At 65.5% G+C, this 26,646-nt stretch carries 31 protein-coding genes; 10 read left to right on the top strand and 21 right to left on the bottom strand.

What is annotated here, in order from left to right; all coding sequences use genetic code 11:
• Positions 1-56: 56 nt before the first annotated feature.
• The 9 genes from QWL29_RS07370 to QWL29_RS07330 all read left to right on the top strand — a co-directional run bounded on the left by QWL29_RS07370 (position 57) and on the right by QWL29_RS07330 (position 10,337).
• Positions 57-1,802: an extracellular catalytic domain type 1 short-chain-length polyhydroxyalkanoate depolymerase gene (locus tag QWL29_RS07370; RefSeq protein ID WP_305822242.1), complete on the top strand. Its 1,746-nt coding sequence runs from the start codon at positions 57-59 to the stop codon at positions 1,800-1,802.
• A gap of 165 nt (positions 1,803-1,967) precedes the next feature.
• Complete coding sequence (locus tag QWL29_RS07365) at positions 1,968-2,690, top strand: hypothetical protein (RefSeq protein WP_305822241.1); 723 nt, start codon at positions 1,968-1,970, stop codon at positions 2,688-2,690.
• A gap of 377 nt (positions 2,691-3,067) precedes the next feature.
• Positions 3,068-4,654 (top strand): flavin monoamine oxidase family protein, encoded by a 1,587-nt coding sequence (locus QWL29_RS07360; protein ID WP_305822240.1) that lies wholly within the window; start codon positions 3,068-3,070, stop codon positions 4,652-4,654.
• Positions 4,651-5,049, top strand: coding sequence for a c-type cytochrome (locus QWL29_RS07355; RefSeq protein ID WP_305822239.1), 399 nt, complete (start codon positions 4,651-4,653; stop codon positions 5,047-5,049). The genes QWL29_RS07360 and QWL29_RS07355 overlap by 4 nt, the downstream gene beginning before the upstream one ends.
• 42 nt (positions 5,050-5,091) lie before the next feature.
• Entirely contained in the window at positions 5,092-5,583 is a 492-nt protein-coding gene (locus QWL29_RS07350) for a RidA family protein (protein ID WP_305822238.1), read from the top strand.
• Between the two features lie 44 nt (positions 5,584-5,627).
• The gene (locus tag QWL29_RS07345; RefSeq protein ID WP_305822237.1) at positions 5,628-8,105 is read left to right on the top strand and encodes a TonB-dependent receptor plug domain-containing protein; all 2,478 of its coding nucleotides are present in this window, start codon (positions 5,628-5,630) and stop codon (positions 8,103-8,105) included.
• Positions 8,106-8,240: 135 nt separating this feature from the next.
• On the top strand, positions 8,241-9,128 hold the full coding sequence (locus QWL29_RS07340; RefSeq protein ID WP_305822236.1) for a DUF2167 domain-containing protein: 888 nt from the start codon (positions 8,241-8,243) through the stop codon (positions 9,126-9,128).
• 4 nt (positions 9,129-9,132) lie between these two features.
• The gene (locus tag QWL29_RS07335) at positions 9,133-9,660 is read left to right on the top strand and encodes a hypothetical protein (RefSeq protein ID WP_305822235.1); all 528 of its coding nucleotides are present in this window, start codon (positions 9,133-9,135) and stop codon (positions 9,658-9,660) included.
• 140 nt (positions 9,661-9,800) lie between these two features.
• Complete coding sequence (locus tag QWL29_RS07330; RefSeq protein ID WP_305822234.1) at positions 9,801-10,337, top strand: hypothetical protein; 537 nt, start codon at positions 9,801-9,803, stop codon at positions 10,335-10,337.
• Positions 10,338-10,392: 55 nt separating this feature from the next.
• Here the strand turns inward: QWL29_RS07330 and QWL29_RS07325 are convergent, their stop codons facing one another.
• Both QWL29_RS07325 and QWL29_RS07320 read right to left on the bottom strand, forming a co-directional pair.
• Positions 10,393-11,655, bottom strand: coding sequence for an MFS transporter (locus QWL29_RS07325; RefSeq protein ID WP_305822233.1), 1,263 nt, complete (start codon positions 11,653-11,655; stop codon positions 10,393-10,395).
• Positions 11,648-12,712, bottom strand: coding sequence for a MerR family transcriptional regulator (locus tag QWL29_RS07320; RefSeq protein WP_305822232.1), 1,065 nt, complete (start codon positions 12,710-12,712; stop codon positions 11,648-11,650). The genes QWL29_RS07325 and QWL29_RS07320 overlap by 8 nt, the downstream gene beginning before the upstream one ends.
• A 223-nt stretch (positions 12,713-12,935) precedes the next feature.
• On the opposite strand from QWL29_RS07320, the gene QWL29_RS07315 reads away from it, so the two are divergent.
• Positions 12,936-13,199 (top strand): MbcA/ParS/Xre antitoxin family protein, encoded by a 264-nt coding sequence (locus QWL29_RS07315; RefSeq protein WP_305822231.1) that lies wholly within the window; start codon positions 12,936-12,938, stop codon positions 13,197-13,199.
• A gap of 60 nt (positions 13,200-13,259) precedes the next feature.
• Here the strand turns inward: QWL29_RS07315 and tatC are convergent, their stop codons facing one another.
• From tatC to QWL29_RS07220, 19 genes are all read right to left on the bottom strand, one after another.
• Entirely contained in the window at positions 13,260-14,015 is a 756-nt protein-coding gene (tatC, locus tag QWL29_RS07310) for a twin-arginine translocase subunit TatC (protein ID WP_305822230.1), read from the bottom strand.
• Positions 14,016-14,519, bottom strand: coding sequence for a Sec-independent protein translocase protein TatB (tatB, locus tag QWL29_RS07305; protein WP_305822229.1), 504 nt, complete (start codon positions 14,517-14,519; stop codon positions 14,016-14,018).
• Between the two features lie 12 nt (positions 14,520-14,531).
• Positions 14,532-14,783 carry a Sec-independent protein translocase subunit TatA gene (gene tatA / locus QWL29_RS07300; RefSeq protein ID WP_305822228.1) on the bottom strand — a complete coding sequence of 84 codons (252 nt, stop codon included), beginning with the start codon at positions 14,781-14,783 and terminating at the stop codon, positions 14,532-14,534.
• Between the two features lie 392 nt (positions 14,784-15,175).
• Complete coding sequence (locus tag QWL29_RS07295) at positions 15,176-15,550, bottom strand: histidine triad nucleotide-binding protein (RefSeq protein ID WP_305822227.1); 375 nt, start codon at positions 15,548-15,550, stop codon at positions 15,176-15,178.
• Between the two features lie 116 nt (positions 15,551-15,666).
• Positions 15,667-16,008, bottom strand: a complete 342-nt coding sequence (locus QWL29_RS07290; protein WP_305822226.1) for a phosphoribosyl-ATP diphosphatase — start codon at positions 16,006-16,008, stop codon at positions 15,667-15,669.
• Positions 16,005-16,436: a phosphoribosyl-AMP cyclohydrolase gene (gene hisI, locus QWL29_RS07285; RefSeq protein ID WP_305822225.1), complete on the bottom strand. Its 432-nt coding sequence runs from the start codon at positions 16,434-16,436 to the stop codon at positions 16,005-16,007. Before hisI ends, QWL29_RS07290 begins: the two co-directional genes overlap by 4 nt.
• A gap of 2 nt (positions 16,437-16,438) precedes the next feature.
• The gene (gene hisF, locus QWL29_RS07280; protein ID WP_305822224.1) at positions 16,439-17,200 is read right to left on the bottom strand and encodes an imidazole glycerol phosphate synthase subunit HisF; all 762 of its coding nucleotides are present in this window, start codon (positions 17,198-17,200) and stop codon (positions 16,439-16,441) included.
• Positions 17,201-17,216: 16 nt separating this feature from the next.
• Entirely contained in the window at positions 17,217-17,993 is a 777-nt protein-coding gene (gene hisA, locus QWL29_RS07275; RefSeq protein WP_305822223.1) for a 1-(5-phosphoribosyl)-5-[(5-phosphoribosylamino)methylideneamino]imidazole-4-carboxamide isomerase, read from the bottom strand.
• Between the two features lie 55 nt (positions 17,994-18,048).
• Positions 18,049-18,690 (bottom strand): imidazole glycerol phosphate synthase subunit HisH, encoded by a 642-nt coding sequence (hisH, locus tag QWL29_RS07270; protein ID WP_305822222.1) that lies wholly within the window; start codon positions 18,688-18,690, stop codon positions 18,049-18,051.
• Positions 18,691-18,694: 4 nt separating this feature from the next.
• Positions 18,695-19,285, bottom strand: a complete 591-nt coding sequence (hisB, locus tag QWL29_RS07265) for an imidazoleglycerol-phosphate dehydratase HisB (RefSeq protein WP_305822221.1) — start codon at positions 19,283-19,285, stop codon at positions 18,695-18,697.
• Between the two features lie 19 nt (positions 19,286-19,304).
• A complete protein-coding gene (hisC, locus tag QWL29_RS07260; protein WP_305822220.1) occupies positions 19,305-20,393 on the bottom strand; it encodes a histidinol-phosphate transaminase in 1,089 nt (362 codons plus the stop codon).
• Positions 20,394-20,395: 2 nt separating this feature from the next.
• Positions 20,396-21,241 (bottom strand): DNA-methyltransferase, encoded by an 846-nt coding sequence (locus tag QWL29_RS07255; protein ID WP_305822219.1) that lies wholly within the window; start codon positions 21,239-21,241, stop codon positions 20,396-20,398.
• Positions 21,238-22,554 carry a histidinol dehydrogenase gene (gene hisD / locus QWL29_RS07250; RefSeq protein WP_305822218.1) on the bottom strand — a complete coding sequence of 439 codons (1,317 nt, stop codon included), beginning with the start codon at positions 22,552-22,554 and terminating at the stop codon, positions 21,238-21,240. The genes QWL29_RS07255 and hisD overlap by 4 nt, the downstream gene beginning before the upstream one ends.
• A gap of 3 nt (positions 22,555-22,557) precedes the next feature.
• A complete protein-coding gene (gene hisG / locus QWL29_RS07245; RefSeq protein ID WP_305822217.1) occupies positions 22,558-23,232 on the bottom strand; it encodes an ATP phosphoribosyltransferase in 675 nt (224 codons plus the stop codon).
• A 20-nt stretch (positions 23,233-23,252) separates the two neighbouring features.
• On the bottom strand, positions 23,253-24,503 hold the full coding sequence (gene murA / locus QWL29_RS07240; protein ID WP_305822216.1) for a UDP-N-acetylglucosamine 1-carboxyvinyltransferase: 1,251 nt from the start codon (positions 24,501-24,503) through the stop codon (positions 23,253-23,255).
• Between the two features lie 2 nt (positions 24,504-24,505).
• Positions 24,506-24,742: a BolA family protein gene (locus QWL29_RS07235; RefSeq protein WP_229436430.1), complete on the bottom strand. Its 237-nt coding sequence runs from the start codon at positions 24,740-24,742 to the stop codon at positions 24,506-24,508.
• Positions 24,743-24,762: 20 nt separating this feature from the next.
• A complete protein-coding gene (locus QWL29_RS07230) occupies positions 24,763-25,530 on the bottom strand; it encodes an ABC transporter permease (protein ID WP_305822215.1) in 768 nt (255 codons plus the stop codon).
• On the bottom strand, positions 25,527-26,459 hold the full coding sequence (locus QWL29_RS07225) for an ABC transporter ATP-binding protein (RefSeq protein ID WP_305822214.1): 933 nt from the start codon (positions 26,457-26,459) through the stop codon (positions 25,527-25,529). Before QWL29_RS07225 ends, QWL29_RS07230 begins: the two co-directional genes overlap by 4 nt.
• A partial coding sequence (locus tag QWL29_RS07220) for a hypothetical protein (RefSeq protein ID WP_305822213.1) occupies positions 26,456-26,646 on the bottom strand: 191 nt, incomplete at its 5' end. The genes QWL29_RS07220 and QWL29_RS07225, both read right to left, overlap by 4 nt.

Here is a 26,646-nt window from a genome sequence, read left to right as displayed (position 1 = left end):
GCGTCGTCACGCTCCCGCGCCCGGTTCCATCGCAGTGACTCACGCAGGAGGCTCGAATGCTCTTTTCCCCTTCACGTACGACGCGCCAGGCCGCGGCTTTGCTGGCGGTATTGGCCGCGCTCCTACCAGGAGCCGCCCAGGCCCAGGTCCAGGCCGGCCCCGGCGCCTGGAGCAGCAACCAGACCTGGGCAAGCGACACCGTCAACGGCGGCGCCCTCACCGGCTACTACTACTGGCCTGCCAGCGCGCCAAGCCTGGGCGGCAAGCGCGCCCTGGTGCTGGTGCTGCACGGCTGCTCGCAGACGGCCGCCGGCGACGTTATCGACAGCACCGGCGACAAGGGCTACAACTGGAAAGCGGTGGCCGACCAGTACGGCGCCGTGATCCTGGCGCCGAACGCCACCGGCAACGTGTACGGCGTGCACTGCTGGGACTGGGCCCGCACCACGCACAACCGCACGACCGGCCATGCCGGCGTGCTGCTCGACCTGGTCAACCGCTTCGTCAGCAACCCGCAGTACGCCATCGATCCGAAGCAGGTCTACGTCACCGGCCTGTCCTCGGGCGGCGCCCAGACCATGGTGATGGGCTGCCTGGCGCCGGACATCTTTGCCGGCATCGGCATCAACGCCGGTCCGCCGCCGGGTGTCTCGACCACCCAGATCGGCATCGCCCCCTCCGGCTACAGCGCCACCACGGCGGCCAACAACTGCAAGAGCTTCGCCGGCTCCAACGCCGCGCAGTTCGGCACGCAAATCGCCAGCGTCATCTGGGGCACGAACGACTACACGGTGGCCCAGGGCTACGGCCCGCTGGACGCGGCGGCGATGCGCCTTGCCTACGGCGGCAGCTTCACCAAAGGCACGGCAACCACGGTGCCCACCGGCGGCAGCAACATCCCCTATACGGATGCAAACGGCAAGCTGCGTACCTCGGAGATCACGGTGACCGGCATGGGCCACGCCTGGCCCGCGGGCACCGGCGGCCAGAACAGCAACTATGTGGACGCAACCAAGGTCAATTACCCGGCCTTCGTGATGGACTTCTGGTTCAGGAACAACCTGCGCGTGGCACAGGCGGCGGCGCCGAACATGGTCTCGTGCAGCGCACGCGTGTCGGGATCGGCCATCACCGTCAACTGCGCGGCCAGCGGAGGCACCATCGCCAGCTACAAGGTGGTGCTGGACGGCCCGACGCCGGTGAACGACGCCCACGCCGGCAGCGGCGCCAGTTTCAGCAAGGCCTATGCGGGCCGTGCCGACGGCTACTACAGCGGCAGCGTCACCGCCACCAACAGCGCCGGCGCCACCTCGGCTGCCTGCAGCATCGCCCAGGTCCTGGTCGGCAGTGCACCTGCCCTGCCGGCTCCAGGCAACCTGGCGGTGGCCGCCAGCACCGCGACCAGCATCACGCTGGCCTGGAACGCGGTGAACGGCGCCACCGGCTACAACGTCTATCGCAACGGCAGCAAGGTGAACGGCGCGGCGCTGGCCTCGACCGGCTACACCGACAGCGGCCTGGCGTCCGGCGCCAGCTACAGCTACCAGGTGTCGGCGCTTGGCAACGGCAGTGTGGAAAGCGCGCGCTCGGCGCCAGTCATGGGCAGTACGAGCGCGGGCTTTGCCTGCACCACGAGTACGGCCAGCAACTACGCCCACGTGCAGGCGGGACGCGCCCATGCCAGCGGCGGCTATGCGCTGGCGAACGGCTCGAACCAGAACATGGGCCTGTACAACACCTTCTACACCAGCACCCTGGCCCAGACCGCGGCCGGCTACTACATCATCGGCAGCTGTCCATAGCGCGGCCGATACGGCAAGTCAGATGCAGCGTTTGCCGGGACTGCGGTCCCGGCTTTTTTCATTTCAAGAACGGAATCCTCGAAGAGCCATTACCGCACAAGCGCCCCGGTTTCATGCTGGCGTGAAAATTGCATATTTACACGCTCACCTGCCGGGAGGATGCGTATGCTGCTGCGGAACGATTTGCTGGTGTATGCCGGAAGCCGGCCGCATACGGTCCGCATCCTCTGGATCGACAGCGCCGCGGCCCTGGCCTATACCTATGAACTGAAGGCGGCCGACGCCCTGCCGTACGTGGCGCCACTGGCGCAGCTGGAGTCCGACGTGGGCCAGGGGCGGGCGCGGCTGCTGGCAAGCGATCCTTATTGCGTCCGCGCCGATCCCGCCGCCCTGCCGCCGAAATACCTGGCCCTGCGCGACCAGGCCTGGGCGGTCGTCGCCTCTCTGGTGCGCCAGGAACCGGCCCTGTTCGACGCACGCCGCCGCGGCCCGCTGGTGGCGGCCTGCGCGGCCGCGCACGGCATCTCGTCTCCCACTATCTACCGTTACCTGCGGCGCTACTGGGAGCGCGGCCAGCACGCCGATGCGCTGCTGCCGGACTACGCCAACTCGGGTGCCCCCGGCAGGACGCGCGGCGCGAATGCCAACATCAAGCGCGGCCGTCCCAGTAAATCGGGCGCGGTGGGCCTGAATGCGGATGCGGCCGTACGCGGCATCATCCGCGCCGCCGTGCTGCGCTACGCCGCCATGCACCCCGTGTTCTCGCGGCGCGCGGCCTATCGCCAGATGGTCGACGAGTACTTCGGCGCCCATCCGGAAACGGCGCCCACCTACGGCCAGTTCAGCTACTGGATCGAGCGCGACGGCGACCCTGCCCCACCCGCCTGACACCCGTCTGCGGCAAGCCTCGATGCCGTGCCGCCATGCGGCATGCCCGCAAAAATTGCCTATTGCAGTGCGTTCCTGCTCAATTTGGTGCGGCGCATCAAATTTGCCTCGGGCAGCTGTACGCCACCGTTTCTTTGCCTGCTGGCCGCCCACGAAAAACAATGTGTGCACGCCAAAATAAAGTCTGTTTCCGCTCCCGGGCCACCGGGTGACACCCGGCGCAGCGCGACGTACATACATTATTCGAACGTCTTTCGTACCGCCGCGCCAGGCGGCGAAACGACATTGTTTTCGGGTACAAACCGGACCGCTTTCCCGCCACGCCAGGCACAGCGCTTGCTACGTGTTGCTTATCGACAACAAGCAAGGGGTGGCGCATGGCTGGAGCGAACAAGGCATGGACACGGCGCGATTTCCTGTACCGGGCCGCCGCGGTGGGCGGATCGTCGCTGCTGCTGACGACGATGAACGCATGGGGCATGGGCATCGCCTCGCGCGCCAGCGCACCGCCGGCGTTGGCCGGCAGCGGCAAGGGCAAGCGCATCCTCATCCTGGGTGCGGGCCTGGCCGGCATGACGGCCGCCTTCGAGCTGGGCAAGCTGGGCTACGAGGTGCAGGTGGTCGAGGCGCGCGACTTTGCCGGCGGGCGCTGCCAGACGGCGCGCAAGGGCTTCCGCCTGCAGGAACTCGGCGGCGAGGTGCAGGAATGCCGCTTCGACGCCGGCCACTACATCAACCACGGCCCCTGGCGCATTCCGATGCACCACCAGTCGACGCTCTACTACACGCGCCTGTTCGGCGTGCCGCTCGAGGTGATGGTCAACGATAACGACCAGGCCTGGGTCTACCTGGAAGACGGCGGCCCGCTGGCCGGGCAGCGCCTGCGCCCGGCCCAGGTGAAGTCGGATTTGCGCGGCCACGTGGCCGAGCTGCTGGCCAAGTCGGTGAACGACGGCCAGCTCGATCGCCAGCTCGGCGCCGCCGACAAGGCCAGCCTGCTCGACTACCTCGCCAACGAGGGACACCTCGACGCCGGCGACCTGCGCTACAAGGGCCGCAGCGGGCGCGGCTTCAAGGTCAATCCGGGCGCCGGCATGGTGCCCGGCGCCGGCGAAGCCTCGGACCCGCTCGGCTTCGGCGAGCTGCTGGCCTCGAAGATCGGCAAGGTCTACAGCGCGGTGCAGGATTTCCCGATGCAGAACACGATGTTCCAGCCGGTGGGCGGGATGGACCGCATCGCGCGCGCCTTCGAGAGCCGCGTTGGGCGCCGCATCCGCTACGGCGCCGAGGTCCAGCGTATCCGCCAGGACGGCGCCGGGGTCACGGTGACTGTCAAGGACAAGGCCAGCGGCAAGCTCGCCGAACTGGGCGCCGACTACTGCCTGTGCACCCTGCCGCTGTCGGTGCTGCGCCATGTGGACACCGGCTTTTCGCCGCGCCTGCAGGAAGCGGTGAAGGCGGTGGCGTATATGCCGGTCGGGAAGATCGGGCTGCAGATGCGGCGCCGCTTCTGGGAAGAGGACGACGGCATCTACGGCGGCCATGTGCTGACCGACCTGAAAGGCATCAACACGATCTCGGTGCCGTCCTCGCAGTGGCAGTCGAAGAAGGGCGTGCTGCTCGGCTACTACAACTACATGCTCGACGCGATCGAGGTCAGCGCCATGACGCCGCCCGAGCGCGCCGAATTCGCCCTGGCCGCCGGCCAGCGCATCTTTCCCGCCTACCGTTCCTCGTTCGAGAGCGCCTTTTCGGTGGCCTGGCACCGCGTCCAGTACAACCTGGGCGGCTGGGCCGAGTGGACCCCGGAAAGCCGCAAGGCGGCCTACCCGGTCCTGCACGAGGGCGAAGGCCGGATCCTGCTGGCCGGCGAGCACCTGAGCTACCTCACCGGCTGGCAGGCCGGCGCCATCGAATCGGCATGGCAGCAGATCGAACGTCTCCACGCGAGGGCCCAGGCATGAACTTCCGAATCTTCATTTTCGGCGTAGTCGCCGCCGCATCGCTGCAACCCGCCGCCGCCCAGGAGCCAGAGGGCAAGGCCCTGTACCTGAAGAACTGCGCGGCCTGCCACCAGGCCAGCGGCAAGGGCATCCCCGGCGCCTTTCCCGCGCTGGCCGGGAATGCCCTGCTCCAGGGACCGGCGCCCGACGCCGCTACCGTCCTGCTCAAGGGCCGCGGCGGCATGCCGGACTTCAGCGCCAGCCTGACCGACGCCGACATCGCCCGCGTGCTGACCTATGCCCGTTCCAGCTGGGGCAATGCGGCGCCGCCGGTGCCGGACGCCGAGGTTGCGGCCCTGCGCACGGCGCTGCAGGCGGCCAAGGCCGGCAGCGGGCGTCTCGCTAACAAGCACTGAGAAGCACTGAGAAACACTGATCCCCACCCACCAGGAAACTCCATGAAACCAGGTTCGCTCCCCCTTCTCCTCGCCCTGCTCGGCGCCGCGCTGCCGGCCGCCGCCCAGGACATCGTGCGCCACAAGATCCCCGGCTCGGACTTCCCGATCGCCCAGGCGGTGACGCTGCCGCCGAACGCCACCATCCACTTCATCAGCGGCCAGGTGCCGCCGGTGGTCGACAAGAGCGCGCCGGGCGATTCGCTGGCCGCCTTCGGCAACACGAAGCAGCAGACGGTGGGGGTCCTGAACAAGATCAGGGAGATCCTGGCCGGCATGGGCCTGGGCATGGGCGACGTGGTCAAGATGCAGGTCTTCCTGGTGGGCGATCCGGCGCGCGGCGGCAAGGGCGACGTTGCCGGCTTCATGGAGGGCTATACCCAGTTCTTCGGCGGCGCCCAACCGAACCTGCCGGCGCGCGCCGTGGTCCAGGTGGCGGCGCTGAGCAACCCCGGCTGGCTGGTCGAGATCGAAGTCGTCGCCGCAAAAAAATAAGACAGCACGCTCCACAACCCGCATCCACCACAACAGGGATCACCATGCTCAAGGCCAAACTCACCAAAGGCGCCGCCGCCGTCCTCATGCTCTACTCCGGCCTGGCGCCGGCGCAGGAAACGCAACCGACCCAGGTCGCCATGGCCGACGTGCCGGCGCCCCTGCCCGAGCCGGAGGCCGGGCCGGTGACCACGGGCGTGGTGATCGTCACCGGCACCCGCGCCTCGGGCCTGAAGGTCGAGAACAGCGCCTCGCCGATCCAGGTGCTCGACGCCGCCTCGCTGAACCGCACCGGCCAGGCCGACCTGCGCCAGGCCCTGGGCCAGAACCTGCCCTCGTTCACGATCCAGGCCTTCGGTTCCGACATGGCGGCGATGACGCTGTCGGCGCGCCTGCGCGGCCTGAGCCCGAACAACACGCTGGTGCTGGTGAACGGCAAGCGCCGCCACGGCACCGCCAACCTGGCCGTGCTGGCCGGCGACTTCCAGGGCGGCGCCGCGGCCGACCTGAACTACATCCCGCTGGGCGCGATCGACCACGTCGAGGTGCTGCAGGACGGCGCCGCCGCGCAATATGGTACCGATGCCATCGCCGGCGTGATCAACATCATCCTGAAGTCGAATCCCAGCGGCGGCAGCGGCAACATCAACGGCGGCGGCTACTATGACGGCGGCGGCCGTACCGGCAACGCCAGCGCGAATCTCGGCCTGTCGCCCTTCGATACCGCCTACCTGAGCCTGACGGCGGAAACCAAGTACCACGGCTTCAGCAACCGCGGCGGCATCGACCCGCGCGTGATCGACCCGGCCACGCTCGCGGCCCAGCCCCAGCTGCTGCAGCCGGGCTACCCGGACCTGAACCGCATCCAGGGCGACGCCCAGTACCGCCAGCACGTGGGCGCCCTGAACTTCGGCTTCGACCTCGGTGCGAACACCAGCTTCTACAGCTTTGCCACCTATGGCGAGAAGACGGCTCGCGCCTACGAGAATTACCGCATGCCGAACCGCATCCCGGCCGTCTACCCGCTCGGCTTCAGCCCCTTCGAGACCTTCGACGAAACCGACTACGCGCTCACCGCCGGCATCAAGGGCAGCATCGGCGCCTGGCGCTGGGATTTGTCCAGCACCTACGGCAAGGACGTGACCCGGCTCGGCGTGGACAATTCGGTGAATGTCTCGCTGTTCAACGACACCGGTTTTTCGCCGACCCGGTTCGACGCCGGCGAATTCCGCGCCAGCCAGTGGACCAACAACCTCGACATCTCCCGCGAGTTCGCCATCGGCTGGGCCACGCCGCTGAACGTGGCGCTGGGCCTGGAGCAGCGCCGCGACACCTACGAGATCGTGGCCGGCGACCCGGCCTCGCGCTACAAGGAAGGCTCGCAGTCCTACCCGGGCTTCCTGCTCACCGACGCCGGCAAGCATGACCGCGACAACGAAGCCGTGTACATCAACTTCTCCTCGCAGCCGCTGGCGGGATGGACGGTCGACCTAGCCGGCCGCTACGAGCACTTCAGCGACTTCGGCAACGCCAAGGTCGGCAAGCTGACCTCGCGCTACGACTTCTCGCCGGCGTTCGCGCTGCGCGGCACCTTCAGCAACGGCTTCCGCGCGCCGACCCTGGCCGAGTCCTATTATTCGGCCACCAACGTCTCGCCGCGCAGCGCGTTTGTGCAGCTGGCGCCGAATTCCCCGGGGGCGCGCCTGGTCGGCATCGATGGCCTGAAACCCGAAGCCTCGACCAACCTCTCGGCCGGCCTGGTGCTGAACCCGGCGCCGGGCGTCACGCTCACCCTCGACGCCTACCAGATCAAGATCCGCGACCGCATCGTCGGCAGCGGTTCGCTGTACGGCTCGGGCGGCGCGGTGAATTCGCCGGCGGTGACGGCGGCCATCCTCGCCAACGGCAACGTGCTCGATCCGACCGTGGTCGAAACCGGCATCAACATCTTCTCGAACGCCATCGACACGCGCAGCCGCGGCCTGGAATTCGTCGCCACCCAGAGCAGCAACTACGGCAACTACGGGCGCGTCGACTGGTCGGCGGCCGCCAACTACAACAAGGTCGAGGTCACCAAGATCAACCAGGCGCCCACGCAGCTGCGCCCGCAGGTGCTGCTCGACGCCACGGCGATCTCGGACATCGAAACGGCCTCGCCGAAGATGCGCGTGAACCTGGGCGCCCTGTGGAAGATCGGCGCCTGGACCGTGAACCTGCGCGAGGCGATCTACGGCAAGTCGTCGGAGATGCAGTCGCCCGACGGTGGCGCGAACTACTTCAAGACCGAGATCGGCGTCCTGGCCGTGACCGACCTCGAAGTGAGCTACCGCCTGAGCAACGCGTGGACGCTGGCGGTGGGCGCGAACAACCTGTTCAACAAGTACCCCAGCGGCATCAACCCGGAAGTGCTGCGCATCCAGCGCGAAAACCTGGACAACGCGGCGGTGACGATCTACCCCTCGTTCTCGCCGATCGGTATCAACGGCGGCTACTACTACGCGCGCGCCAACTTCCGCTTCTGAACCGATAGCCGGGGTCAAGTCCAACTGACCCCGGCTGCGTTGATTTTCGATTTCGAAATAGCAACAATTGGAGAGTATTGACGACGGTTGCCGCGCTTAAAATAGCAGCACATCAAGCACCTTACTGAGGAACGCATGAACACTGCATGGACCACGCGCGCCGCCGGCGCATTGCTCGTTTCGTCTGCCTTTGCCAGCGCCCATGCGCAGCCCGGCAAGATCGACCCGGAAGCGGAAATGAAAGCGGCCAGCGCGGCCGTGCAGGCGGCCATGCAGTCCGGCCCAGCCGAGATCCCGCTCGGCAAGCAGGCCAGGCTGCAACTCCCCGCAGGCTATTCCTTCATTCCCCAGCCGCAGGCCGACCAGCTGCTGAAAGCCATGGGCAACGGCGAAGACCCGAGCCGCCTCGGCGTGATCCTGCCGCCCGAGGGCGACAGCTTCGTGGTGCCGCGCTACATCGACGCCGGCTACATCAAGGACGACGAGGCGGCCGACTGGAACGCCGACGAACTACTCACCGGCATCAAGGAAGGCACCGAGGAAGGCAACAAGGAACGCCAGGCACGTGGCATGCCCGACATGGAAATCGTCGGCTGGAGCCAGAAGCCCACCTATGACAAGACCACGCACCGCCTGGTCTGGGCCATCGAAAGCAAAGACAAGGGCGCCGCCAACGAAGAGCACGGCGTCAACTACAACACCTATGTGCTGGGCCGCGAAGGCTATTTGTCGATGAACCTGGTCTCCGGGCTGGAGTCACTGCCGCAGAACAAACCCTTCGTGCAGACCCTGCTGACCCAGACCAGCTTCAACACCGGCAAGACCTACGCCGACTTCAACGCCGGCACCGACAAGGTGGCGGAATACGGGATCGCGGCGCTCGTGACCGGTGTCGCGGCCAAGAAGCTCGGGCTGTTCGCGGTGATCGCGGCCTTCCTGGCGAAGTTTGCCAAGATTGCCCTGATCGCGGGCTTCGGGCTGGTGGCGGGGCTGGCCAAGTTCTTCAAGCGCAAGGATGCGTAAGCGCGTGACGCGCAGCCTGATTGCCCTGCTCTGCGCATTCACCCTCCACGATGCATCGGCCTGCTATGGTCCTCTGCCACAGCAGCTGATCAGCGTGGATGAACAGATCGCCCGGGCAAGGGATGTGACGGTGGCGATGGCCGTCAGCGCCACGCCTGCCGGAACATCCGCAGTCGAGTATCGCTTCGTCGTGCAGCAGCGCCTGGCCGGGCCGGAACAGGGAAGCTTCACGCTGATGGGTGGCACGGCGAGCGGCAACCACAAGGATACGAGCTTCGACCACCACACGGCGCCGGTGTTCTGGAAGCACGGCGGTGGCCGCACCATCAACGAAAGCGACTGCATCATCGCGCCCAGCTTCATACTGGGCGAAAGCTACCTCGTGTTCCAGGGCTCACCGGCAACATGGCGCAGCTTCGAGAAGATCGAGACCGTGGACGGAAAGGTCGACGAAAACGACCAATGGCTGGCGTATGTGAGAGCCCGGCTGGCCACGCGGCCGGCTTGGGAATTGGCGGCTGATCCCGGCTGACTGCATCCGCACTTTCCTGGTATACGCCAGTGCCGCTTCAAGCTCGACCCGTCTTGATATCGATGAGCCGACGCCGCATCTATATCAGCCATCCCGGCGGGCCGACGTTCCCGGAACCGGCAGGGCAGGAATAACGAACAATGATTTCACGACGCTATCTCGTGCTTCTGCTCTCGGCATGTGCCACGCACAACGCTTCGGCCTGGTATCGCCCTCCAGCGCAACAGCACATCGGCGTGGATGAACAGATCATGCAACCGGCCCAGGCGCACACTGTCGTCTGGGTGCATGACGGACGCAATCTGCCTGAACATCGATCGCGCGGACAATCAGCCGCGGCATCGGACCTGAAAGCCGGCAGCCTGAAGTTCTATCTGCCGGTCTGCATCTTTCCCGTTCCGGCGGATGGACATATCCGGGCTTACGAAATCCGGAAGGCGCTATACAGGACATCGGGTATTACAGCCATGGCTGACCTGTGCAACGACGTCATCCCGAATGCTTCGCAACAGGAGGCCTACGTTGGCGCTTACAACGCCGTGATGAACGACGCCATCGTGAAGAAGCTGGGGCGGGACTGGAAACAGACCATCGATCAACAGGTGGCGCTACAGTTGAGAGCACACCCGAAAGGCAAGCTGCAGGCCAGGGATATCGGTTCCGATACTCCGTACTAGCCTCCGGCAGATACGCTCCCGGCAGCGCAATCCACGCCACCGGGACTGCGAACCGTCAGGTTTCGCTCAGGTGCCTGATCGGCGTCGCCGCATACCCGAACAGCACCACCACCAGCATCGCCACGCCCGCCCCGGCAAAGATCGCGCCCAGCCCGACCATGCCGACCAGCCAGCCGCTCAGCGCTGCCGACAGCGGCGCCAGGCCCATGAACAGGAACATCAGCAGGGCCATCGCGCGGCCCAGCATGTCGAGGCTGATGCGGCGCTGCAGCCAGGACATCACCGCTACCTGCAAGTAGCCGCCGACGACGCCCAGCGCCACCAGCAAGCCGACGCCCTGCCAGACGCCCGCCACGCCGGCCATGGCGATGAACAGCAATCCCACCACGCCGTCGGCCACCAGCAGCGTGGTGCCGAAGTTGGCGATGCGCAGGCCTGGGCGTACGTTTGAGAGCAGCATCCCGGCCAGCACGCCGGCGCCATGCGCGGCCATCAAACTGCCGTAGGTGCCGGCGCCGCCCAGGCGCTCGGCCAGCAGCGGCATGGCGATCTGCAGCGGACCGGAGACAAACAGCGCCATCGCACTCCAGTAAATGAAGCAGGCGCGCAGCGTGGCATCGTCCCAGCAGTAGCACAGACCGGCTTTCAGGCTGGCCAGCAGCGGCGGCTTGTTGGCGGCCGGGGGCGTCTGCGCCAGCGGCCGCACGCGCGCCAGCGTAGCGGCCGACAGCAGGTAGCTGACTGCATCGAGCAGCAGGGCGATGCCGAGGCCGCGCGCATCGGCGATGCCGCCACCGACGTCGCCGCCAGCTGCGATCACCACGCCGGCCAGCAGCGGGCCGAGCAGCATCGCCACCTGGCGCATGCCCATCAGGATGCCGTTGGCCGGCGCCAGCAGCGCCGGTTCCAGCACGCCGGGCAGCAGCGCGCTGCCGGCCGGGTAGGCAAAGGCGCTGCAGACACCGATCGCGGCCGCCAGCACGTAGACCAGCGCCATATCGACCCGCTGCGCCAGCACCAGCGCGCCGAGCAGGCCGATCAGGGCGGCGTTGGCGTATTTGGTGAGCAGCAGGATGCGGCGCGGCGAGCTGCGGTCGACAATCGCGCCGCCGACCAGCATGAAGATGGCGCGCGGCGCACCGATCGCCGCCAGCACGCCGCCCAGCGCCAGCGGGTCGCCGCTCAGTTTCAGGACCAGCCAGGGCAAGGCGATCAGCGTGAACTGGTCGCCCAGCAGCGAGATGACGCCGCCGCCGAACAGCCAGCGGAAGTTCGTGTTGCGCCACAGGGCGCCCGGGTTCGGATCGCGTTCAGACATGGCTGGCCTCCTGCGCGCTGGTTTCCTGTGCATCGAGATGGGCCAGGCCGGCATCCAGGTAGGCGCGCAGCGGCGTGTCCCAGACGCTGCCCAGCATCAGTTGCGGATCGTTGGCCTGGGCGTGCAGGATGCGTGCCTTGACGTCCGGGTCGCTGCCGTAGCACTCTTCGAACAACTGATGCCAGCACAGGCACAGCGCCTGCACTGCCGGGTCATCCGGCGCCACGCCTGCTTCCATCAGCGCGCCCAGGTCGCGGCAGAATGCCACCCAGACGCCGTTCGGATGGCGCAGGAAGCCCTCGCGCATGGCCGCCAGCTGCTCCGGGGTCAGGTGGCGCGCGTACAGACCGAGGCGGTAGTGGGCGGCGGCCTCGCCGACGTACGCGAACAGCAGGTGGTCCATCCCGGCGGCGGCCTGCAAGTCGGGCTGGTCGCGGTAGAGGGCGTCCATCTTCAGCATCAATTGCGGGCTGCGCTTCAGGTGCGGATCGACCAGCGCCATCCAGCGCCGCGCGCTGTCTTGGGCCTGCGGCGCATCGGGCGGCACCTTTGTGCGGATCAGTTCGTGAATGTGTTCGGCCAGCGCTTTCCAGGCCCGCCCTTCGTCGGCGCGGCTGCTCTGCGCGTGCGTGCGCCAGCGCGCCGTTTCCTCGGGCGTCAGGTGCTCGTCGAAGATCGCCATCAGTTCCAGCGTGGCCAGCCATTCCTCCAGGTCGGGCTCGGCCGCCGCCACGAAATCCTCCTGCAGGCGCTGCAGGCGGTCGCGCAGCAGGGTCGCGTTCTCGATCTGGCTGTTCAGCTGGGCGATCTGCTGGGCGACGATGGCGCCGATGTCGGCCTGTTCGCCGGCCAGCAGCGCGCCCGCTTCCTCCAGGCTGAGCCCCAGGCGGCGCAGGGCCTGGACCTGGTGCAGGCGCGCGATGTCGGCGCGGTTGTACAGGCGGTAGCCGTTGTCCGCCCGCCCGCTCGGGTGCAGCAGCCCGATGGCGTCGTAGTGGTGCAGCGTGCGCACGGTCAGGCCGGTTTGCCTGGCCAGTTGGCCGATCTTCAGCAGCATCGTGCTCTCCGTAATGTTGTCCGATTGCACATAACGATAAAGCCTGACGCTGCGTCAGGGTCAAGCATTTTTACAACGGGGGTCAAGTCTGCCATCGTGACACGAGCTCAGCCATTCATGACGGTCAGCAGTGGAATACAGCAGAGGCCGTGTCTGGATGGCAGACTTGACCTCCGTTGTTTTAGCGAACGGTATGATGACGTTTTATTGGGAGTTAATCGGCATGGGTAACGACGGACAGATCACTCCCGACGCGATGGACGCGCTGCGTGCGCGCTTCGATGCGCAGTCGCGCAAGGCGCAGACCTACTATGCGGTCATGCACGAGATGAAGGGCATACTCGGCAAGGACGAGGCGGCCAGTACCTGGATGGATGCGCCGCTGGAGGCGTTCGATGGGCAGACGCCGGCGCAACTGGTGGCGGCCGGGCGCGAGCAGGAGGTGCTGGCGCACATCCGCGGCGGGAAGGCGAAGCCGGCCAGGTAAGGTGTCAGGCGTAAAAAAAACCGGAGCGCGCTCCGGTTTCTTGTTTTGCTGCTCCCTGGCTTATGCCTCTTCCGGCGCCTGCGTCAGGCGCACGAACATCGGCGCCACCAGCAGGCCCAGCTCGAACAGCAGGCACATCGGAATGGCCAGGGCCAGCTGGCTGACCACGTCCGGCGGCGTGACGATGGCCGCGATCACGAAGGCGCCGACGATCATGTAGGGGCGGATCGACTTCAGCTTCTCGATGCTGACGATGCCCATGCGCACCAGGATCACCACCACCACCGGCACCTCGAAGGTGGCGCCAAAAGCGAGGCACATCGACATCACGAAATCGAGGTAGTTCTCGATGTCCGGCATCACCGCAATCGTCGAGGGCGCGAATTCCGCAATGAAGTGGAACACGCGGCCGAACACGAGGAAGTAGCAGAAGGCCACGCCGCCGATGAACAGCAGCGAGGACGAGATCACCAGCGGCAGCACCAGGCGCTTTTCGTGGGCGTACAGGCCGGGCGCGACAAAGGCCCAGACCTGGTAGAACACCCAGGGCAGCGCGATGATCAGCGCCACCATCAGGGTCACCTTCATCGGCACCAGGAAGGGCGAGACGACGCCGGTGGCGATCATCTTCGCACCCGGCGGCAGCGACTGCAGCATCGGCTCGGCGAGGAAATCGTAGACCTCCTTCGGCCCCGGCCAGATCATCAAGGCGATGCAGACCAGCGCCACGCCGATAATGGCCTTGACCAGGCGGTCGCGCAGCTCGACGAGGTGGGAGATGAAGGTTTCTTCGACTGGCGCTTCTTCGGTCGTCATCTAGAAAAAGGAACGGTTGGAGGATTTCACGCCCGGCCGGAACTTGCGCACGCGCGCGGCGCCCGACAGGACGCGGGTCTTGCCGCCGTGGCGGTGCTTGTACCAGGCGGGGATGGCCGACGAACGCACCAGCTTCTTGCGGCGGAAGTCGCGCGCCTTGCGCTCGAGGTCGTCGAGCGTGGCCGATGGCGCCGCCGGGGTGGCGATGGTCGGCTGGATATCGCCCTGCCAGGCCGACTTGACGTCGTTCATGGCTCCCGACATGTGGTGCTCGACGTCGGACTGGAACTCGGCCGCGCTGTCCGCCACTTCCTTGTGCAGGTTGCGCAATTCGTCGAGCTGGATTTCGCGGCTGACCTCGGATTTGACGTCCTGCAGGTAGCGCTGGGCGCGGCCATACAGGGTGCCGGCCATGCGCGCCACCTTCGGCAGCTTTTCAGGGCCGATCACGATCAGCGCCACCACACCGATGATGGCGATCTTCGACAGTCCCAGGTCGATCATGGAGCGACCGGATTACGAACGGTGCTTTTCGCGGGTTTCGACGTCGATCGTCGACTTGTCCGCTACCTGCTGGGCAGGGTTGACCGCGCTGGCGGGATTGGCCGGGTTCGCGCCCGACTTTTCTTCCTCGCCCTTTACGCCGTCCTTGAAGCCCTTGACGGCCTTGCCGATGTCGGAACCGACATTGCCCAGTTTCTTGGTACCGAACAGCAGCACCACCACGACCAGCACGATTACCCAGTGCCAAATGCTCATCGAACCCATGTTTATCTCCTTCGTGGGCGCATGCGCCCGAAATTAGTGCAGTAAAGCGTACCGTGCCAGTATAAGCCATGCGGCCCGACTTGACCCGGCCAAAAGAAACTTGTCAAGAGTCATTACTACAGCGTGCCTCGTTGCGAACCTTGCCATGGCCCAGGTGGCGACCGTACGGTGGGGTGTTTGAGGCTGGGGGCCTCAAACACCCCACCCTACGGTTTCGGTCGCAGGCCGCCATTGTTTCGGTCGCAGGCCGCCATTGTTTCGGTCGCAGGCCGCAATNCCCTTCGGGTGGGGTGTTTGAGGCTGGGGGCCTCAAACACCCCACCCTACGGTTTCGGTCGCAGGCCGCCATTGTTTCGGTCGCAGGCCGCCATTGTTTCGGTCGCAGGCCGCAATCACGTACCCAAACCCCGCCACGGCCGCTCGCCGCCATACATGTGCAAATGCAGGTGATACACCTCCTGCCCACCGTTCGGACCGCTGTTGATCAGGGTCTTGAAGCCGCCGCTGCGCTGGCCCTGCGCGTCGGTGGTCACGCCCACGCCCTGCTCCGCCGCCAACTTCGGCGCCAGCGCCAGCATCTTGCCCAGCACCGCGGTGTGCTCGTCGGTCACGTCGGACAGGGTCGCCACGTGCACCTTCGGGATCACCAGCAGATGCACCGGCGCGGCCGGGTTGATGTCCTTAAAGGCAAGCACATCGTCGTCTTCGTACACCACGTTCGCCGGAATCTGCTTGGCGACGATCTTGCAGAAAATGCAGTTGTCCATGTTGTCTCCGGTAAGAGGCGAAGTGCCGGCCTTGGCAGGACTTCAGACTCGTCAATCTTCAGGATAGTAAGGGCAAACGATGACGGCGCCATGACGGCGCGCGCGCAAACTGTTTTCTATGCGTCCTTGCGCGCCGCTTTTTCTTCCAGGCCGGACACGCCTTCGCGCCGCGCCAGCTCGTCCAGCACCTGTTGCGGCGACAGATCGAACTTGGCCAGCAGCAGCATCGAATGGAACCACAGGTCGGCCACTTCGTACACCACTTTCGAGGTGTCGCCCGAGACGCGCGCGTCTTTCGCCGCCATCACGGTCTCGGTGGCTTCTTCGCCGATCTTTTTCAGGATGGCGTCGTCGCCCTTGGCGAACAGTTTGGCGGCATACGACGTTGTCGGGTCGCCGCCGTTTTCAGGCTTGCGGCCTTCGATGGTCGCGGCCACGCGGGCCAGGATCTCGCTCATGGGGTCTTCTTCGTATTCGTGTAAATCGTTTCCGGATCCTGCAGCACCGGCTCCACGGCCTGCCAGTCTTCTCCGTCGAACTTCTGGAAGAAGCAGGAATGGCGGCCGGTATGGCAGGCGATGCCGCCGGCCTGCTCGATTCTCAAGAGGATGACGTCTTCGTCGCAGTCGAGGCGCATTTCCAGCACCTTCTGCGTGTGGCCGGACTCTTCGCCCTTGTGCCACAGCTTCTTGCGCGAGCGGCTCCAGTACACGGCTTCGCCCAGCTCCACCGTGCGCGCCAGGGCGTCGCGGTTCATCCAGGCGAACATCAGGATGTCGCCCGTGGCGGCTTCCTGGGCGATTACCGGCACCAGGCCGTTTTCGTCCCAGCGCACTTTTTTCAGCCACTTCGCATTAGAGGCAGCATTGTTAGTCGTCGGCGCCATGTTCACTCCAGCCGCATCGGAATGCCACGTTCGGCCATGTAGCGCTTGGCTTCGCCGACCGTGTGCTGGCCATAGTGGAAGATCGAGGCCGCCAGCACCGCATCGGCATGCCCTTCGAGCACGCCGTCGGCCAGGTCCTTCAGGCCACCGACCCCGCCCGAGGCAATCACCGGAATGCCGACTGCATCCGACACCGCGCGCGTCAGGCCGAGGTCGAAGCCGGACTTGGTGCCGTCGCGGTCCATGCTGGTCAGCAGCAGTTCGCCGGCGCCCAGTTTCTGCAACTCCATCGCCCACGCCACCGCGTCCATGCCGGTGGCATTCCGGCCGCCGTGGGTGAACACTTCCCACTTGCCGGGCGCGGTCTGCTTGGCGTCGATCGCCACCACGATGCACTGCGAACCGTGCTTCTGCGAGGCGTCGAACACCAGCTGCGGGTTCTGCACGGCCGAGGTGTTCATGCTCACCTTGTCGGCGCCGGCATTCAGCAGGCGCCGCACGTCCTCGACCTTGCGCACGCCGCCACCGACGGTGAGCGGAATGAACACCGTCGAGGCCACGGCTTCGATGATCGGCAGGATCAGGTCGCGCCCGTCGCTCGAGGCGGTGATGTCGAGGAAGGTGATTTCGTCGGCGCCCTGGCCGTCATAGCGGCGTGCGATTTCGACCGGGTCGCCGGCGTCGCGCAGCTCGGTGAAGTTGACGCCCTTGACGACGCGACCGCCGGTCACGTCGAGGCAGGGGATGATGCGTTTTGCCAGCATAAGTCTGTGCGAAGCCTCAGGCTTCTTCGCCCTCGGTCAGTTCGTCGGCGCGCGCCTGGGCCGATGCCAGGTCGAGCGTGCCTTCGTAGATCGAACGGCCGCAGATCACGCCTTCGATGCCTTCGTCCTGCACCGCGCACAGCGCTTCGACGTCGGCCAGGTTATGCAGGCCGCCGGAGGCGATGACCGGGATGCGCACCGCTTGCGCCAGGCGCACGGTGGCTTCGATGTTCACGCCGCCCATCATGCCGTCGCGGCCGATGTCGGTGTAGATGATCGATTCGACGCCGTAGCCCTCGAACTTCTGGGCCAGGTCGATGACTTCGTGGCCGGACATCTTGCTCCAGCCGTCGGTGGCCACTTTACCGTCCTTGGCGTCGAGGCCGACGATGATCGAACCCGGGAAGGCGCCGCAGGCATCGTGCAGGAAGCCCGGGTTCTTCACGGCGGCGGTGCCGACGATGATGTAGCTGATGCCGTCGTCCAGGTAGCGCTCGATGGTGTCGAGGTCGCGGATGCCGCCGCCCAGCTGGACCGGAATCTCGTCGATGCCATTCGCTTCGGCGAATTCCTGCACGACTTGCAGGATCGACTTGATGGCCGGCTCGTTCTTCGGTTTGCCCGCAAAGGCGCCGTTCAGATCGACCAGGTGCAGACGGCGCGCGCCCTTTTGCAGCCAATGCAGGGCCATTTCGGCGGGGTCTTCGGAGAAGACGGTGGCGAGGTCCATATCGCCTTGTTTCAGGCGAACGCAGTGACCGTCTTTCAGGTCGATGGCGGGGATCAGCAGCATGGTCGTGGTCAGTAAAGGAACGGAGGAAGTAAGCGGATGGCGTGAACGCGGACGCTCACGGTTTCCAATTGATGAAATTGCGGTACAGGCGCAGGCCGGCGGCTGCGCTCTTCTCGGGGTGGAACTGGGTGGCGACGAGGTTGTCGCGCGCGACGGCGCAGGTGTACAGGCCGCCGTAGTCGGTTTCGCCGATGGTGTCATCGGCTTCGTCGGGCGCCACGTAATAGCTGTGCACGAAGTAGAAATAGCTGCCGTCGGCAACGCCTTCCCACAGCGGGTGGGAACGGGTTTGCTGCACGCGGTTCCAGCCCATTTGCGGGACCTTGAAGCGCGAGCCGTCGGCCTGGGTCTTGCCATCCAATTGGAAGCGCACGACCTTGCCCGGCAACAGACCCAAACCAGGCGTACCACCATTCTCTTCGCTCTCGTCGAACAGCATCTGCTCGCCCACGCACACGCCCATCACCGGGCGCGTCGCCACGGCGCGGCGCAGCGCGTCTTCGGCGCCGGACGCGCGCAGGCTGTCCATGCAGTCGCGCATCGCGCCCTGCCCCGGCAGCACGATGCGGTCGGCCGCGTCGATGTCGGTGGCGCTGTTCGACACCAGGATGTCGGCTTCGGGCGCGGCGGCGCGCAGGGCCTGCGCTACCGAGCGCAAATTGCCGAGGCCATCGACCACTACGATCTTGTTCGTCATGGCGTTACAGCGAGCCTTTGGTCGAAGGGATGATGCCGGCGGCGCGCTCGTCCAGGGTGGTCGCCATGCGCAGCGCGCGGCCGAACGCCTTGAAGACGGTCTCGCACTGGTGGTGGGCGTTCACACCGCGCAGGTTATCGATGTGCAGGGTCACGCCGGCGTGGTTGACGAAGCCGCGGAAGAATTCGCCGGTCAGGTCGACATCAAAAGTGCCGATCATGGCGCGCGTCCAGGGGATGTGCATTTCCAGGCCTGGGCGGCCCGAGAAGTCGATCACCACGCGCGACAGCGCTTCGTCCAGCGGCACGTAGGAATGGCCATAGCGGGTCATGCCCTTCTTGTCGCCGACCGCTTTTGCAATGGCCATGCCGAGCGTGATGCCGGTGTCCTCGACGGTATGGTGGGCGTCGATGTGCAGGTCACCCACGGCCTCGACTTCCAGGTCGATCATGCCGTGGCGTGCGATCTGGTCGAGCATATGGTCCAGAAAAGGCACGCCGGTGTTCAGTTTCTGGCGGCCGGTGCCGTCCAGATTGAGCGAGACGCGGATTTGCGTTTCGTTGGTATTGCGGGTGATGTCTGCGGTGCGGGTCATGAAAAGGTGCTCGTTAGGCTCAGGCGAGGGCCGCCTTCAGGCCGTTCAGGAATGCGGAGTTTTCTTCCGGCGTGCTGACCGTCACACGAATGCAATTGGCCAGCGATGGGTGCATTTTACTCAAATTTTTGATCAGCACCTTCTCGCTCAGAAGTTTAGCGCAGACGGCGGCCGCATCCGCTACCCGCAGCGAAATGAAATTCGCCGCCGATGGAAATACTTCGACTCCCGGCAGGGCCGCCAGTTCGGCGGCCAGGCGCTCGCGCTCGGCGTTGATCGACGCGGCCTGGGCGTCCAGCACCTCCACGTGGTCGAGCACGAACTCGGCCGCCACCTGGGTCAGCACGTTCACGTTGTAGGGCGGGCGCACCTTCTCGAACTCGGCCAGCAGCGCAGGCGCAGCCGTCATGTAGCCGAGGCGGATGCCGGCCAGGCCCAGCTTGGACACGGTGCGCATCACGACCAGGTTGTCGAATTCGCCGAGCCGGTCCATGAAGGTTTTACGCGCGAAGGGCTGGTAGGCTTCGTCGAGCACGGCGATGCCGGTATCGCCCAGGGCGCGCAGGATGGCTTCGATGTCGGCGGTGGCGAACAAATTGCCGGTCGGGTTGTTCGGGTAGGCCAGGAACACGACGGCCGGCTTGTGCTCGTCGATCGCGGCCAGCATGGCAGGCAGGTCGAGCGTGAAGTCGGCCTTCAAAGGCACGCCAACGAAGTCCGCGCCGGCGAACTGGGCCGAGCGCGAGTACATCACGAAGGCCGGCACCGGCGCCAGCACGACGGCGCGCTTGTCGGTGCTGGCCACCGTGGTGGTGACGATCTGGATCAGTTCATCCGATCCGTTACCGAGCAGGACGCCATAGCCGTCCGGGATGCCCAGCTTGGCGCTGACCTTGTTCTTGAGCGTGGCGTACGAGGCCACCGGATAGCGGTTCAGCACCGCGTCGGCCAGGCGCGTGGCCAGTTCCTGGCGCAGGTCTTCGGGCAGCGCGTACGGGTTCTCCATCGCGTCGAGCTTGATGTAGCCGCTGGCGTCGGGCACCACGTAGGCGCTGTTGGCGCGGATGTCGGCGCGGATGACGTTGGCGATCAGGTTCTCGATGGGCATGCTTACTCCTCGGTGGCGGTGGCGACTGCGGCGGCGCGGCTGTTGCTACGTGCGCGGCGCGCGATGCTCTTGCGTTGCTTGATGGTGGGTTCGGGGTCGGGCGAGGCCAGGCGCGATTCGATGATGGCGCAGTAGTCCGGGTTCAGCTCGAAGCCGGCGAACTGGCGCCCCAGGCGCTTGGCGGCGATGGCCGTGGTGCCGCTGCCCATGAAGGGATCCAGCACCACGCCGCCCGGCGGACAGGAGGCCTTGATCATGCGCTCGATGATTTCGAGCGGCTTTTGCGTGGGGTGGTCGGCGCGCTCCGGATGCTCGCGGTGCAGGCGCGACACGCTCCACAGGTCTTTCGGGTTGTAGCCGACTTCCAACCACTTGGCGCCGACAAAAATCGAGCGCGTGCGCGCCTTCTTGGTCGCTTCGTCATACGGCACCCGCACGGCGTCGAGGTCGAAGTAGTAATCCTTGCGGTTGACAAAAAAGCCGATGGTGTCGTGCACCGACGAGAAGCTGCGCACGCTGCCGCCCATCGAGGGCACGCGGCGGTCCCAGATGATCTCGTTCATCATCGTCATGCGCTTTTTCAGCATGACGAATATCTCCGGAGCGAAGCGCCAGGTGAGGAAGATGTACAGGCTGCCGTTGGCCTTCAGCTTGGGCAGCGCCGCGTTCACCCACTCCTCGGTCCAGGCCAGGTAAGCCTCGACGCTCTGCTGGTCCGAGGCGTTGCCGTAGTCCTTGCCAAGGTTGTAGGGCGGGTCGGTCAGGATCAGGTCTACCGAACCATCGGGGATGCGCGCCAGTCCTGCCAGCGCATCCTCGCAGAAGACCTGGTTGACCCAGTCCGTCATGACTCTTGCTTGATGCGGAGCTCTGCGCTGCGCGCGTGCGCCTGCAGTCCTTCGCCATAGGCCAGTTCGGCCGCGACCTTGCCCAGCGTTTGCGCACCGGCTTCGCTCACCTGGATAATCGAGGAACGCTTCTGGAAGTCGTACACGCCCAGGGGAGACGAGAAGCGCGCCGTACGCGAGGTCGGCAGCACGTGGTTCGGGCCGCAGCAGTAGTCGCCCAGCGATTCCGACGAAAAGCGGCCCAGGAACATGGCGCCGGCGTGGCGGATCTGCTCGGCCCACTGCTGCGGATCCTCGGCCGAGATTTCCAGGTGCTCGGCGGCGATGTCGTTGGCGATCGCGCAGGCTTCCGCCATGTCGCGCACCTTCACCAGGGCGCCGCGGTCGGTAAGCGAGGTGGTGATCGTCTCGGCGCGTGGCATGGTCGGCAGCAGCTTGTGGATGCTGGCCTCGACCTGCTTGATGTAATCCGCGTCCGGGCACAGCAGGATCGCCTGCGCCAGTTCATCGTGCTCGGCCTGCGAGAACAGATCCATCGCCACCCAGTCCGGATCGGTGCTGCCGTCGCACAGCACCAGGATCTCGGAAGGACCGGCGATCATGTCGATGCCGACGGTGCCGAACACGCGGCGCTTGGCTGCGGCCACATAGGCGTTGCCCGGGCCGACGATCTTGTCCACCGCCGGAATGGTCTCGGTGCCGTAGGCCAGCGCGCCCACAGCCTGGGCGCCACCGATGGTGATCACGCGCGTCACGCCGGCAATCGCAGCGGCGGCCAGCACCATCTGATTTTTGACGCCGTCAGGGGTCGGCACCACCATGACGATTTCCTTCACGCCCGCCACCTGGGCCGGAATCGCGTTCATCAGCACCGACGACGGATAGGCAGCCTTGCCGCCCGGGACGTAGATGCCGACGCGGTCCAGCGGCGTCACGCGCTGGCCCAGCACGGTGCCGTCAGGCTCGGTGTAGGTGAAGCCGTTCAGCTCCTGCTTCTGCCGTTCGTGGAACACGCGAATCCGCTCGGCGGCAGTCTGCAATGCGGCGCGCTGGGCGTCCGGCAAGGCATCCAGCGCGGCTTGCAGTTCTTCCTGGGTCAGGTCGAAGGCGCCGATGCTCGTTGCGTTCACGCGGTCGAAGCGGTTGGTGTATTCCAGTACGGCGGCGTCGCCGCGCTTTTTCACGTCGGCGAGGATGCCCGCCACCGCGGTCTCGATGGCATCGTCGGTCGCGGCCTCGAAGGCCAGCAGCGTATGCAGCTGCTGCTTGAAGTTCGCGTCGCTGGAATCGAGGGTGCGGATCTGTACTGCCATGGTTCAGCCTTGTAGTCTGGATGCCTTGTCGAAGGCTTCGATAATCGGTTGCAGGCGCTCGCGTTTGAGCTTCAATGCGGCCTGGTTCACCACCAGGCGCGAGGAGATGTCCATGATCTTTTCGACTTCGACCAGGTTGTTGGCACGCAGGGTGCCGCCGGTCGAAACGACGTCGACGATGGCGTCGGACAGGCCGACCAGCGGCGCCAGCTCCATCGAGCCATACAGCTTGATCAGGTCGACGTGCACGCCCTTGCTGGCGAAGTGCTCGCGCGCGGTATGCGTGAACTTGGTCGCCACGCGCAGGCGCGCGCCCTGGCGCACGGCGGTCTCATAGTCGAAGCCGGCGTTCACCGCCACCGACATGCGGCAGCAGGCGATGTTCAAATCGACCGGCTGGTACAGGCCTTCGCCGCCATGCTCGAGCAGCACGTCCTTGCCGGCCACGCCGAAGTCGGCCGCGCCATATTGCACGTAGGTCGGCACGTCCGAGGCGCGCACGATCAGCACGCGCACGCCGGGGTCGTTGGTAGCCAGGATCAGCTTGCGCGAGGTTTCCGGGTTCTCGGTGACGACGATGCCGGCCGCTTCCAGCAGCGGCAGCGTGTCCTCAAAAATGCGGCCCTTGGACAGCGCCAGGATCAGGCCCGGCTCCGTCGATTGTGTTGCGATACTCATGAACTTGTTTACCCGATCGATTACTTGATGCGCACGATGTCGGCGCCGACTGCCGACAGCTTCACTTCCATGCGGTCGTAGCCGCGGTCGAGGTGGTAGATGCGGTCGATCAGGGTCGTGCCTTCGGCGGCCATGCCGGCGATCACCAGCGATGCCGAGGCGCGCAAATCGGTGGCCATGACTTCGGCGCCGAGCAGGCGGTCCACACCCTTGATGAAGGCGGTGTTCCCTTCGGTGGAAATGACCGCGCCGAGGCGGTTCATTTCCTGCACGTGCATGAAGCGGTTCTCGAAGATGGTCTCGGTCACGCGGCTCGGGCCGGCGGCGATGGTGTTCACCGCCATGAACTGGGCCTGCATGTCGGTCGGGAAGCCAGGGTATTCGGTGGTGCGGAAGGACACCGGCTGCGGACGCGCATCCATGCGCGCACGGATGGTATTCGCGCCGATCTCCATCTGCAAACCGACTTCGCGCAGTTTATCGAGCGCGACGTCGAAGATGTCGGTGCGGGTATTCGTCAGCACGATGTCGCCGCCGGTGGCAGCCACTGCACACAGGAAGGTCGCGGCTTCGATGCGGTCCGAGATCACGGCGTGCCTGGCGCCATGCAGTTCGGGCACGCCCTGGATCACCAGGCGGTCGGTGCCGATGCCTTCGATCTTGGCGCCCATGGCCACCAGCAGGTTGGCGAGATCCGTCACTTCCGGCTCGCGCGCGGCGTTTTCCAGCACCGTCTCGCCTTCGGCCAGGGTCGCGGCCATCAGCAGGTTCTCGGTGCCGGTAACCGTGATCATGTCGGTCAGGATGCGCGCGCCCTTGAGCTTCTTGGCTTTCGCGTAGATGTAGCCGCCTTCGATGGTGATCTCGGCGCCCATCGCGCGCAGGCCCTTGATGTGCTGGTCGACCGGACGCGAACCGATGGCGCAGCCGCCCGGCAGCGAGACCTTGGCTTCGCCGAAGCGCGCCAGCAGCGGGCCCAGCACCAGGATCGAGGCGCGCATGGTCTTCACCAGCTCGTACGGCGCTTCCAGGCTGGTGATGTTGGCGCCGTTCAGGGTGACGTTTTCGTCGTCCTGATTCACCTTCAGGCCGGTCTGTTCGAGCAGCTTGAGGATGGTTTTCACATCGTGCAGGCGCGGCACGTTGGTCAGTTCGACGTCGCCTGCCGTGAGCAGGCCGGCGCACAGGATCGGCAGGGCCGCGTTCTTGGCGCCGGATACCGGGATCTCGCCGTTCAGGCGCTTGCCGCCGACAATCTGGAGCTTGTCCATGCTTAGCCTTGGTATTCGTCTGGGGTCAGGGTCTTCATCGACAGCGCGTGGATTTCCTCGCGCATGCGGTCGCCGAGCGCGGCGTACACCAGCTGGTGGCGCTGGATCGGGCGCTTGCCGGCGAATTCAGGCGAAACGATCAGGGCCGAAAAGTGCCGGCCATCGCCCTCGACCTGCAGGTGGGTGCACTGCAGGCCCTTTTCGATGTAGCTGTGGATCAGTTCTGGGGTGGTCGACACGATAATTCCTAAAAAAGTATTCAGTTGCGCAGCTTGTAGCCGTGCCGGAGCAAATTGATCGCCACTGCCGCCAATACCGCGAAGAACACGGACACGATGGCCAGGCTGGTCCAGGGCGAAATATCGGACGTGCCGAAGAAGCCGTGGCGGAACCCGTCAATCATATAAAAGAATGGATTGAAATGCGAGACTGCCTGCCAGAAGCCCGGGAGCGAGTGGATCGAATAAAACACACCGGCGAGGAAAGTGGCGGGCATGATCAGGAAATTCTGGAACGCGGCGAGCTGGTCGAATTTATCGGCCCAGATGCCGGCGATTACGCCCAGCGTGCCGAGAATGGCCGCGCCCAGCACGGCGAACACGATGATCCACAGCGGCGCCGCAAAGCTCAGGTGGGCGAACCAGGCGGTAATCGCAAACACGCCGGCGCCGACCACCAGGCCGCGCACCACCGAAGCGGACACATAGGCCAGCAGGATTTCCCAGTGCGACAGCGGCGGCAGCAGGATGAACACCAGGTTGCCGGTGATCTTGGACTGGATCAGCGAGGACGACGAATTGGCGAACGCATTCTGCAGCACGCTCATCATCACCAGGCCGGGCACCAGGAAGGCGGTATAGCTGACGCCCTTGTACACTTCGACCCGGCCTTCGAGCACGTGGCCGAAGATCAGCAAATACAGCATGGCGGTCAGGATCGGCGCGGCGATGGTTTGCGTCGCCACTTTCCAGAAACGCAGCATTTCTTTGTAGAACAGAGTACGGAAACCCACGGAAACGAAACTCACAGTGCACCCTTTCCGGCTTTGGCATCGCCCATGATTTGCAGGAAGATGTCTTCCAGGTCGGCTTGCTGGAGCTGCATCTCGTCGACCACGGCGCCGCTTTCGCGCAGGCGCGCCAGGATGGCCTCGACTTCGCCCGGCGCATTGATGCGCAGGCTGTAGCGGTTGCCCTTGCCGTTCTCGTTTTCGTCGTGCGACACCAGCGGACGCAGGCCTTCCGGCAGCGTGTCTTCTTTCAAATGCACGATCAGTTGCGAACCCGACACGCGGCGCAGCAGGCCCTGCATGCTGTCGAGGGCCACCACTTCGCCGAGTTTCAGCATGGCCACGCGCTGGCACATGGCTTCGGCTTCCTCCAGGTAATGGGTGGTCAGCACGACGGTGTGGCCTTCGCGGTTCAGGCGCGAAATGAATTTCCACAGGGTCTGGCGCAGTTCGACGTCGACGCCGGCGGTCGGTTCGTCCAGCACGATGACGGGCGGCTTGTGCACCAGGGCTTGCGCCACCAGCACCCGGCGCTTCATGCCGCCGGACAGGGCGCGCATGTTGACGTCGGCTTTATTCGTGAGATCGAGGTTGTGCATGATCTCGTCGATCCAGCCATCGTTGTTCTTGATGCCGTAGTAGCCCGACTGCAGGCGCAAGGTTTCGCGCACGGTGAAGAAGGGATCGAACACCAGTTCCTGCGGCACCACGCCGAGATTCTTGCGCGCGTTGCGGAAGTCGGTGACGACGTCGTGGCCGTGGATTTTCACGCTGCCGACGTCGGGCCGGATCAGGCCGGCGATGGTGGAAATCAGGGTCGTCTTGCCGGCGCCGTTCGGGCCCAGCAGGCCGAAGAACTCGCCTTGCTCGATGTTCAGGGAAACGCCCTTGAGGGCCTTGAAACCCTTGTAGCTTTTCTCGACGCTGTTAATCTGGATCGCTGTCATTGTTCTTGGGAGTGGCCGTGGCGCAGGACGCGCGCGAGCCGAAGGCGGAAACGACCCATTATAGGGGAAATCCGAAACGCAAGAGCTTGGGGGAATGAGAAGCCAAGAATGCCGGCTTTATAGGAAACAATGCCGCAGCCAGTGACCGTATCTATGGACTCCACCCGTTTTGCAAGAAGAAGATTGA

Source organism: Massilia brevitalea, assembly GCF_030711405.1.
GTDB classification, from domain to species: Bacteria; Pseudomonadota; Gammaproteobacteria; order Burkholderiales; family Burkholderiaceae_D; genus Telluria; species Telluria brevitalea.
Note: the sequence above shows the minus strand (reverse complement) of the source record. Positions and strands in the feature narration are given on the sequence as shown.

Coding starts and splice junctions, on each gene's coding strand:
- QWL29_RS07370 (WP_305822242.1), top strand. CDS start 57: ATGCTCTTTTCCCCTTCACGTACGACGCGCCAGGCCGCGGCTTTGCTG.
- QWL29_RS07365 (WP_305822241.1), top strand. CDS start 1,968: ATGCTGCTGCGGAACGATTTGCTGGTGTATGCCGGAAGCCGGCCGCAT.
- QWL29_RS07360 (WP_305822240.1), top strand. CDS start 3,068: ATGGCTGGAGCGAACAAGGCATGGACACGGCGCGATTTCCTGTACCGG.
- QWL29_RS07355 (WP_305822239.1), top strand. CDS start 4,651: ATGAACTTCCGAATCTTCATTTTCGGCGTAGTCGCCGCCGCATCGCTG.
- QWL29_RS07350 (WP_305822238.1), top strand. CDS start 5,092: ATGAAACCAGGTTCGCTCCCCCTTCTCCTCGCCCTGCTCGGCGCCGCG.
- QWL29_RS07345 (WP_305822237.1), top strand. CDS start 5,628: ATGCTCAAGGCCAAACTCACCAAAGGCGCCGCCGCCGTCCTCATGCTC.
- QWL29_RS07340 (WP_305822236.1), top strand. CDS start 8,241: ATGAACACTGCATGGACCACGCGCGCCGCCGGCGCATTGCTCGTTTCG.
- QWL29_RS07330 (WP_305822234.1), top strand. CDS start 9,801: ATGATTTCACGACGCTATCTCGTGCTTCTGCTCTCGGCATGTGCCACG.
- QWL29_RS07325 (WP_305822233.1), bottom strand. CDS start 11,655: ATGTCTGAACGCGATCCGAACCCGGGCGCCCTGTGGCGCAACACGAAC.
- QWL29_RS07320 (WP_305822232.1), bottom strand. CDS start 12,712: ATGCTGCTGAAGATCGGCCAACTGGCCAGGCAAACCGGCCTGACCGTG.
- QWL29_RS07315 (WP_305822231.1), top strand. CDS start 12,936: ATGGGTAACGACGGACAGATCACTCCCGACGCGATGGACGCGCTGCGT.
- tatC (WP_305822230.1), bottom strand. CDS start 14,015: ATGACGACCGAAGAAGCGCCAGTCGAAGAAACCTTCATCTCCCACCTC.
- tatB (WP_305822229.1), bottom strand. CDS start 14,519: ATGATCGACCTGGGACTGTCGAAGATCGCCATCATCGGTGTGGTGGCG.
- tatA (WP_305822228.1), bottom strand. CDS start 14,783: ATGGGTTCGATGAGCATTTGGCACTGGGTAATCGTGCTGGTCGTGGTG.
- QWL29_RS07295 (WP_305822227.1), bottom strand. CDS start 15,550: ATGGACAACTGCATTTTCTGCAAGATCGTCGCCAAGCAGATTCCGGCG.
- QWL29_RS07290 (WP_305822226.1), bottom strand. CDS start 16,008: ATGAGCGAGATCCTGGCCCGCGTGGCCGCGACCATCGAAGGCCGCAAG.
- hisI (WP_305822225.1), bottom strand. CDS start 16,436: ATGGCGCCGACGACTAACAATGCTGCCTCTAATGCGAAGTGGCTGAAA.
- hisF (WP_305822224.1), bottom strand. CDS start 17,200: ATGCTGGCAAAACGCATCATCCCCTGCCTCGACGTGACCGGCGGTCGC.
- hisA (WP_305822223.1), bottom strand. CDS start 17,993: ATGCTGCTGATCCCCGCCATCGACCTGAAAGACGGTCACTGCGTTCGC.
- hisH (WP_305822222.1), bottom strand. CDS start 18,690: ATGACGAACAAGATCGTAGTGGTCGATGGCCTCGGCAATTTGCGCTCG.
- hisB (WP_305822221.1), bottom strand. CDS start 19,285: ATGACCCGCACCGCAGACATCACCCGCAATACCAACGAAACGCAAATC.
- hisC (WP_305822220.1), bottom strand. CDS start 20,393: ATGCCCATCGAGAACCTGATCGCCAACGTCATCCGCGCCGACATCCGC.
- QWL29_RS07255 (WP_305822219.1), bottom strand. CDS start 21,241: ATGACGGACTGGGTCAACCAGGTCTTCTGCGAGGATGCGCTGGCAGGA.
- hisD (WP_305822218.1), bottom strand. CDS start 22,554: ATGGCAGTACAGATCCGCACCCTCGATTCCAGCGACGCGAACTTCAAG.
- hisG (WP_305822217.1), bottom strand. CDS start 23,232: ATGAGTATCGCAACACAATCGACGGAGCCGGGCCTGATCCTGGCGCTG.
- murA (WP_305822216.1), bottom strand. CDS start 24,503: ATGGACAAGCTCCAGATTGTCGGCGGCAAGCGCCTGAACGGCGAGATC.
- QWL29_RS07225 (WP_305822214.1), bottom strand. CDS start 26,459: ATGACAGCGATCCAGATTAACAGCGTCGAGAAAAGCTACAAGGGTTTC.